This window comes from Streptomyces sp. NPDC058864 (assembly GCF_042742985.1).
Lineage (GTDB): Bacteria > Actinomycetota > Actinomycetes > Streptomycetales > Streptomycetaceae > Actinacidiphila.
In genome coordinates this window covers 32752-40600 of the sequence record NZ_JBHYMQ010000075.1, presented here as the reverse complement: position 1 = coordinate 40600, position 7849 = coordinate 32752, and the positions used below count along the sequence as shown (strand labels likewise).

The following is a 7849-nucleotide window of genomic DNA, read 5'->3' as shown; positions in this document are numbered from 1 at the left end:
TCCGGCCGGCCCCCCACCGCCGGCCGGAGGCCCCTTGCGTTCCCCGGGTGGCGCAACAGGACGGGCATCGACCACTTCGCCTTCCCGCGAAGCCGTCCGCGGTCCCGGGGCGGAGCGCCGTGCCCGGGGGCCGCTCCGTAGGATGAGGGCATGCGGAGCGCCGCTCCGGCTGAAGGAAGAAGACGACGCTGTGCTCCGACGGCCGACGGCCGACGGGGCAGAGCTCCCGTTCATACGAGGTGCCGACGTGCCGCAGACGACTCGCGCCGACGCGCGCAGGAACCGTGACGCACTCCTGACGACGGCGGCCCAGGTCGTCGCGGAACACGGCACGAATGCCTCGCTCCGCGACATCGCCCGCCGTGCCGGAGTCGGCATCGGCACGCTCTACCGCCACTTCCCCACGCGGGAGGCCCTGCTCGAGGCACTGCTCGACGCCAACTTCGAGGCACTGCGCAGCCGCGCCGACAGCCTGTTCACCTCGCCGGACCCGAGTGACGCACTCCTGACCTGGCTGCGCGAACTCGCCTCCGGATCGGCCACGTACCAGGGCCTGCCGGAGTCGATCATGGATGCCCTGGCCAACGAGGGATCAGCCCTGCACGCGTCCTGCGCCGGGATGAACGCGGCCGGCGGGCGGCTGCTCGAACGCGCGCAGCAGGCCGGCGGCATCCGCTCCGGCCTGACCATCCGCGCCGTCATCGCGGTCGCGCTTGGCCTCGCCTGGGCGGCCCAGCGGTCGGACGACGTGGCGGGCCAGATCGACGGTCTCCTGTCCGCGGCAATCGGACTCCCCGTCAGGGAGTGAGGACCCACCGACCCCTGCCGCCCTCACGGAACGCCCGGTAGGTTCAGCGGCGGCCGGCGCCGTCGAGCAGCGCCACGAGCATGGCCCTGCCCTCCCGCGCCAGCCACGTCTCGAAGTCCATCAACTCCGGTCGTCGCGCCCGCAGGGCCGCGATGTCCGCCTGCCAGCCGTTGAAGGAGAACGTCGGCTTCCTCGCCCCGGCGGCGGTCCTACGGCTGCCGGATTGCCGGTGGCCGCCGGGACGCGGCACGGGGCGGCCGGTCGCCCGCGTGATGGCCGAGACCATCTGGTCGACGGTCAGTTCGTCACCGGCGAGCTCGATCGCCCGGCCCACGTACTGCTCGGGGCGGGCGAAGGCGAGCGCGGCGAACGCACCGATGTCGCTGACGGCGACGAGCTGGACGGTCGCGTCGGAGGGGATCACGCGGATGAGCGCGTGATCCCCCGTCACGCCGTACGTCGGGTCCGCGTGATTCTCCATGAACATGACGGGCCGGAGAACGGTGGACGGGACGCCCAGTGCCCGGATGTGCTGCTCGACCTGCCGCTTGATCTCCCAGTGCGGGACACCGGTGCTCCGGTCGGCACCGGCCACGGACGCGTACACGAGGTGCTCCGCACCGGCCGCACGGGCGGCCTCCGCCACATCGATCCCCCGTTGCAACTCGTTCTCCGCGAAATCGGGCGGGATGAAGGCGGGTTGCACGCTGAACACCCCGTACGCGCCCTGGACAGCGGCGTCCAGGGACCCGCGGTCGTCCATGTCGCCGCGCACCGGCTCCGCGCCGAGCCGGGCGAGCGCCCCGGCCCTGGGACCGGCCGGGTCACGGACCAGCGCCCTCACCCGCCATCCGTCCCTCAGCAGGTGCCGGACGGTGGCGCCGCCCTGCTGTCCGGTGGCTCCCGTCACGAGGATGCTCTTGGCTGCCTTCGGCTTCATGCGCTTCTCCAGGGTGGGGGCGGCTCAATCGGAGCAGCGCTCCGGTTGGGTCGCCGCCAATATACGGAGCACCGCTCCGGTGGGGCAACCAGAGCGGCGAATGTATTTGCGCGGCGAAACAAAACAAGAAATACTTGACGCAGCAAGCAGTGCGCTCGTCGACTCCGCGAGGCCGTCACCGCACGTCCACGTCCGGCCGACCAGATTCGAAGGCGAGACCATGGCGAAGATCCTTGTCACCACGACCCCTCACATCGGCCACGTGACGCCCCTCGCGGCGATCGCGGCCGACCTGACGCGACGCGGTCACGAGGTGCTCTTCTACACGGGCTCCCGGTTCGAGGAGCAGGTCCGCGGGACGGGAGCCCGCTTCGCCCCCTACCCGCCTGAGGTCGACCACGCGGACTTCACCGCCGCGTTCCCCGAGCGCGACACCCTCGGGCCCTTCGACCGCATGGTCTTCGACATAAAGCACGTGCTGTCCGATCCCGTGCCGGTGCACGACGCGCATCTGAGGCACCTGCTCGCGGAGTTCCCCGCGACCGCGGTCATCAGCGAGGTCACCTCGTACTACGTACTGCCCATGGCCCTGCGCGCCCCCCGGGGCCGGCGGCCCCTCATGGTGCACGTCGGTATCGCGCCGCCCACGTTCGACAGCGTGGACACCGCCCCCTTCGGCCCGGGGCTGCCCCCGCCCGCCACAGACGCGGAGCGCGCCCGCTACGACGAGATGCGCACCCGGACGAGGGAGACGTTCGCCGACGCCCAGCGGCACGTGGAGGACGTGTTCGCCTCGACGGGCGTCACCTTCCCGGACTTCCTCTTCAACGCCATCGGAACCGTCCCCGACCTCGTGCTCCAACTCACCGCCCCGGCCTTCGAGTACCCGCGCAGTGACGCACCGCCGGGCTTCCGCTTCATCGGCCCCCTCCCGCCCGCACCGGCGGACGGGTTCGAGCGGCCCGAATGGTGGGCGGACCTGTCCTCCGGCCGCCCGGTGGTCGTCGTCACCCAGGGCACCTTGGGCAACGCCGATCTGTCCGAGCTCGTCGTACCCACCCTTCGCGCCCTGGCGGACGCGGACGTCACCGTCGTCGCCGCGACGGCCCGGCCCGACGGACCCGAGGCGGTGCGTGCCGCGATGGACGGGGCCGTGCCGGACAACGCGCGCCTCGCCGGATTCGTGCCCTTCGACGAGCTGCTGCCGCTCGCCGACGTCCTCGTCACCAACGCGGGCTACGGCGGCGTCCACACGGCGCTGCACCACGGTGTCCCGCTCGTCGTCGGCGGCGACACCGAGGACAAACCGGAGGTGGCGGCCCGGGTCGAATGGTCCGGCACCGGCGTCGACCTGCGCACCGGGCGCCCCCGGCCGGAGGCGGTGCGCACCGCCGTCCGGACCGTGCTGGGCGAGCCGCGCTACCGCGAGCGCGTGGACGAGATCCGGCGCCAGTTCGCGGAGTACCGCCCCTTCGACGTCATCGACGAGATCGTCAGGTCGGCCTGACCGGGGCGGCGGCCCGATCCACTCGCGTTCGGCGCGGGCCTCGACCTGCGCCGCGGCGGCCCCACCGGGGGTGCGGGTCAGATCGCGGTGGCGCCGGCGTCCGCGGCGACCGTGGCGCCGGTGAGGTAGGCGGAACGGGAGTCGTCGGTGAGGAGGAGGACGACCTCGGCGATCTCCCGCGGCTGGGCGATCCGGCCGTTCCGGCCTGCCGGGCACAGGACGACGTCCTCGATCCGGTTGAGATTTCATTGCCACGTCAAGCAGTCGCCGGACCTGTGGCCCTGTCCCCCGGCCGAGTGGTCGCACGGCCCCCACCGCCGGACACTGGACTGGAGGTTCCGCCTGAGGTTCCGCCCTCCTCCAGGCGCACATCGGACAAGGCGGATGACACCGTGGCTTCCTTTTCACCCGGATTCCGCGGCAGGGCTCACCCCCTGTCGGATCGACTGCCGCCCGGCCAGTACCCGACCGAGTCCTTCCCCGTGCTCTCGGCCGGCCCCACTCCCCGGATTCCGGCCGAGGAGTGGACCTTCACCCTCACCACGGAACAGGGCGAACAGCGGTCCTGGACGTGGGCGGAGATGATGGCACTGCCGCAGGAGGACATCACGACCGACATCCACTGCGTGACCCGCTGGTCGAAGTTCGACACACGGTGGCGCGGGGTGCCGGTCGAGGCGTTCCTCGAGAACGTGGACACGACCGGGCACCATGCGAGAGCGCACAGCTACGGCGGCTACAGCACGAACTTCCCGCTGGAGGACCTCCTCAACGCGTGGGTCGTGCACACCTACGACGGCTATGCGCTGTCACCGGAGCACGGCGGTCCGGCCCGCCTGCTGATGCCGCACCTGTACTTCTGGAAGTCGGCCAAGTGGGTGCGCGGCCTGGAGCTGACCTGCCATGACGAGCCTGGCTTCTGGGAATCCGGCGGGTACCACAACTACGGCGACCCGTGGCGCGAGCAGCGCAGATGGAATGACCCACCGTAGCCTCCGCACGGGCGCCGTTCTCAACCGCGCTCCGTGAGGGCTTCCGTCACCGGCCTGGTCGTCACCGGACGCGTGCAGCCGACCTCCGGGACCTTGGCCATGCGCGTGCGGATGTGCAGGACGTCGCCGATGAAGAGGTCGTAGACCAGGACCCCGATCACGCCGCCGATGAGGGGCCCCACGATGGGGACCCAGAAGTAGTCACTGAAGGCGCCCGGTTGCGAGCCCGGCAGGGCGAGTTCCCCCCAGCCCATGGCCCAGGCGAAGAGCCGCGGGCCGAAGTCGCGGGCGGGGTTGATGGCGTAGCCCGCGTTCGCGCCGTACGAGAGGCCGATGGCGGCGACGGCCAGGCCGATGACGATCGGGCCCAGGTAGACCCGTACGGCGGGGTTGCGCATGTCGATCACGGCCATGATGAAGATCAGCATGAACGCCGCGCCGACGATCTGGTCCACGAGCGGGCCCCACAGGCTCCCGTGGAAGTACGAGGCCGGCACCGTGCCGAAGATCGAGAAGCTGGCGAGGGTGTGCCCGTCCGTCTTCGGCCCCTTCATCGCCTCGTCCAAGGCGCTGATCGCGTCGTGGTACACCGCGTACACCAGCACGGCTGCGGCGAACGCGCCGACCAGCTGCGCGAACACGTAAGGGACGACCTTCACCCACGGGAACCGGCGGCGCACGGCGAAGGCGAGCGTCACCGCCGGGTTGAGGTGCGCGCCGCTGACGCCGCCGGCGACGTACACGCCGAAGGTCACGGCCAGGCCCCAGCCGAGCACGGGCATGACCCAGTCGCCCGCGCCCACGAAGCTCGTGGTGGCCCCGGCGGTACGGCCCGAACCGGGCAGCGCCGCGACCGCCATGGCCGCCACGCCGCATCCGAAGGAGACGAGGACGAACATCCCCAGGAACTCCGCGAGGCACTCCCCGAGCAGTCCGCCTCGGCTCCGCAGGCGCGAGGACTTCACCAGGGGCGGGATCTCAACAGTCATGGGGCCTCCCCAGGGATCGGCGCCGGCGGACGTCTACGCGTCGGCGTGGTACTGGAACCGGGTGACCCAGTGCGGGAGGTCCCGCTCGAGGTCGCCGCGCTGCTGGAGCCCGGCCTCGAACAGGTGCTGTGCGACGTGCTGCTGCGCAGGACGGTTCACCGCGGCCCAGAAGGCGTCCATCTGGTCCTTGAACTCCCCGTCGGGCCGCAGGGTCGCGACATTGACGAAGTGTTTGATGTCCTTGATCGTCTGCAGGTCGAAGGAGGCGATGCGGGAGGCCAGTTCGTCGACGAAGCCGTCGAGCTCGGCGTCGGGGAAGGACCGGTTCAGGTACCCGTACCGCTCCGCGAGGTCCCCGTCCATGTCGAGGCCGCCGAAGAGGATCTCGAAGGTCCGGCCCCGGCCGACCAGGGCGGGCAGCCGCGTGGCGGGTCCGCCGCCGGGGATGGCGCTCATGCCGATCTCGAACTGGCCGATGACGGCCTTCTCACGGCTGCCGAAGCGCATGTCGGTGGCGAGCAGGAACTCGCTGCCCGCGCCGCGCGCGATGCCCCGGATGGAGGCGATGGTCGCCATGGGGAGCTTGCTCAGGCGAGTGAGGAGCGCCGTGTAGGGGTGCACCTCCTCCGGGTGGGCCAGGACGTGCTCCAGCTCCTCCTTGGCGGAGAGGTCGTAGTGGGCGATGAAGAACTCGGGGTCGGCGCTGTCGAAGACGACGACCGCGACACCGGCCTGCTCGGCGCGGGTGAAGACGGCGTCCAGCTCGCTCGTCAGCGTCGAGTCGACGAGGTTGACGGGAGGGTTGTCGAACGTCACGCGCCAGTAGGTGGGCGAGTGCTCGGTCAGCGTGAACCGCGTCGGTGAGTCCATGGGACCGACGCTAGTGTCCGGCGGACGAGCGGCAACCCGGCCGCGTCCGGCCGGGGCGTGCGTGGCCCGCGGGGCCCGCGTGGCCCGGGATCGGCCTCCGGGCCCCGCGGGCCACGGGGTCACACTCTGGTGCGGACGAGGTCTATCAGCTTGGCCTCGGACTTCTTGTCGGTGTCCCGCTTGAGGGTGACGACCTGCAGGGTGCAGAGGCGGTCGTCGACGGTGAACGCGGTCATCATCGACTCGGCGCCGTCGGCCTCCGAGCCGGCCGTCCTCGGGGAGCCGATGCTCAGCGTGACGGAGTGGTAGGTGTCGGGGTTCTCCCAGCTGCAGACGCTCTCACCCACGCCGGCGTCGGGGTGCCCGCCGTCGTTCTCGCCGATGATCGGCGTGATCTCCCCGGGCTTGAGCAGGGTGCAGGCGTCGATCTTCTTTCCGTCCTCCGACGGACCTCCGTCCGGGCCCGCTCCCTTCTCCTCGGCGGCGGAGGAGGGGGCCGACTTCGTGGGGGCCGACTTCGCGCCGGTGTCCGACGAGCCGCAGGCCGTCGCCGTCGCGGCGAGGAGCACCAGGCCGACGATTGCCAGAGGTGAACGCATCACTGTTGGGTCCTCCGATGGTGGTGCGAGGGGCGGAGCGGCACTCCTGCCTCGTGTCTCGGACCCAGAAGACGTCACCCCACGCGTGGCGAGTTGCGGTCTCCTGTCACAGGGCGGCAACCGAATGTCACCGCAGCGCGACAGGGGGCGTGCGGCCCCCTGCCACCCCTTGGGCACCGGGACCTGAGGCTGCCTCATCCCATGGGGCACGGCGCTCGACCAGCGACCCGTCGGGCCCGAACGTGTAGAAGCGCGGTGGTCCCATGGCCGCGACCGCCCTTCGCATCTCCGCCTTCTCCTCCCCGCGATCGCGCCCGTCCGGGTCCCGCGCGAGGAAGCCGTGGAGCCCGATGTCCATCGCGTCGACGTCGTCGGCACGGGGCCTGCCCTCGATGACGAACCCGCAGAGCGCGCGCAGCGCTTGCTCGCCGAACTCCAGGGGGTGGAAGGGCAGTGGGTACGGCTCGTCCTCCTCGCCCGGCCAGGGGACGATCTCGGCCGGCCGCTCCCCGGCCCAGTACGGACGCTCGAAGGGCAGCGGCTCGCCGATGTCCTCGATGATCCCGTCCTCCGGCGACAGGCTCAGCGAGCGGACGAGGTGCCCGTCCTCCCAGACCGCGAAGGCGCACCAGCCGACGACGCTGTGCATGGCGTGCAGGACGAGCCGCCGCCCGGCGCCGGCCGCGACGAGGTGCTCCGGCAGCCGCGACGGGAAGTCGACCATCACCTCCCGGTCGCAGACGACCTCCACGCCCGGCCAGGCGCCCGCGTACACCGTGCCGTCCGGGGGATACACGCCCTCGCACAGGTTCAGGCCCTCGGTCTCCTCGAACTCCCGGCCCGGATAGAGGCGCGCCATCATCGCGGAGGTGCGCCGCGGGTCCGCGGTGTCCACCTGCCGCAGCAGGTCCGGCACATCGCCGTCCGCGTACACCAGCAGACCGGTCTTGGCTCCCACAGCCCCTCCCCGAGCGGACGTTCCTTGCCCTCTTGGCATCGGCACACTATCCGCCGCCTCTGACACGGGCGGTTCGGATGCGGGGCGGCCGGGGGGGGGCGGGCGCGGGGGCCGCGCCCCCCCCCCCCCCGCGGCGGGGGCCGGTCACCCCCCCCCGGGGGGGTCGCCGCGGGGGGCCCCCGGGGC

At 71.8% G+C, this 7849-nt stretch carries 8 protein-coding genes; 3 read left to right on the top strand and 5 right to left on the bottom strand.

Going from position 1 to position 7849, the window contains the following annotated elements; translation table 11 throughout:
• Positions 1 to 247: 247 nt before the first annotated feature.
• A complete protein-coding gene (locus tag ACFW3D_RS35625; protein ID WP_500511635.1) occupies positions 248 to 808 on the top strand; it encodes a TetR/AcrR family transcriptional regulator in 561 nt (186 codons plus the stop codon).
• 43 nt (positions 809 to 851) lie between these two features.
• Here ACFW3D_RS35625 and ACFW3D_RS35620 read toward each other — a convergent pair whose 3' ends face one another.
• Entirely contained in the window at positions 852 to 1748 is an 897-nt protein-coding gene (locus tag ACFW3D_RS35620) for an NmrA/HSCARG family protein (protein WP_500511633.1), read from the bottom strand.
• 220 nt (positions 1749 to 1968) lie between these two features.
• Between ACFW3D_RS35620 and ACFW3D_RS35615 the strand changes: the two genes are divergently transcribed.
• Both ACFW3D_RS35615 and ACFW3D_RS35610 read left to right on the top strand, forming a co-directional pair.
• Positions 1969 to 3255 carry a glycosyltransferase gene (locus ACFW3D_RS35615; protein ID WP_500511631.1) on the top strand — a complete coding sequence of 429 codons (1287 nt, stop codon included), beginning with the start codon at positions 1969 to 1971 and terminating at the stop codon, positions 3253 to 3255.
• Positions 3256 to 3647: 392 nt separating this feature from the next.
• Positions 3648 to 4247, top strand: coding sequence for a molybdopterin-dependent oxidoreductase (locus ACFW3D_RS35610; protein WP_500511629.1), 600 nt, complete (start codon positions 3648 to 3650; stop codon positions 4245 to 4247).
• A 20-nt stretch (positions 4248 to 4267) separates the two neighbouring features.
• Here ACFW3D_RS35610 and ACFW3D_RS35605 read toward each other — a convergent pair whose 3' ends face one another.
• From ACFW3D_RS35605 to ACFW3D_RS35590, 4 genes are all read right to left on the bottom strand, one after another.
• Complete coding sequence (locus ACFW3D_RS35605) at positions 4268 to 5236, bottom strand: MIP/aquaporin family protein (RefSeq protein WP_500511627.1); 969 nt, start codon at positions 5234 to 5236, stop codon at positions 4268 to 4270.
• A 33-nt stretch (positions 5237 to 5269) separates the two neighbouring features.
• Positions 5270 to 6106, bottom strand: a complete 837-nt coding sequence (locus tag ACFW3D_RS35600) for an enoyl-CoA hydratase/isomerase family protein (RefSeq protein ID WP_500511625.1) — start codon at positions 6104 to 6106, stop codon at positions 5270 to 5272.
• A 119-nt stretch (positions 6107 to 6225) separates the two neighbouring features.
• Complete coding sequence (locus ACFW3D_RS35595; RefSeq protein WP_500511623.1) at positions 6226 to 6705, bottom strand: DUF3558 family protein; 480 nt, start codon at positions 6703 to 6705, stop codon at positions 6226 to 6228.
• Between the two features lie 127 nt (positions 6706 to 6832).
• A complete protein-coding gene (locus tag ACFW3D_RS35590; RefSeq protein ID WP_500511621.1) occupies positions 6833 to 7663 on the bottom strand; it encodes a DUF6928 family protein in 831 nt (276 codons plus the stop codon).
• Between the last annotated feature and the right edge of the window lie 186 nt (positions 7664 to 7849).

Bases quoted from the DNA above. Each gene is read 5' to 3' on its own strand.
- ACFW3D_RS35600 (WP_500511625.1), bottom strand. From the start codon at position 6,106: ATGGACTCACCGACGCGGTTCACGCTGACCGAGCACTCGCCCACCTAC.
- ACFW3D_RS35595 (WP_500511623.1), bottom strand. From the start codon at position 6,705: ATGCGTTCACCTCTGGCAATCGTCGGCCTGGTGCTCCTCGCCGCGACG.
- ACFW3D_RS35620 (WP_500511633.1), bottom strand. From the start codon at position 1,748: ATGAAGCCGAAGGCAGCCAAGAGCATCCTCGTGACGGGAGCCACCGGA.
- ACFW3D_RS35605 (WP_500511627.1), bottom strand. From the start codon at position 5,236: ATGACTGTTGAGATCCCGCCCCTGGTGAAGTCCTCGCGCCTGCGGAGC.
- ACFW3D_RS35615 (WP_500511631.1), top strand. From the start codon at position 1,969: ATGGCGAAGATCCTTGTCACCACGACCCCTCACATCGGCCACGTGACG.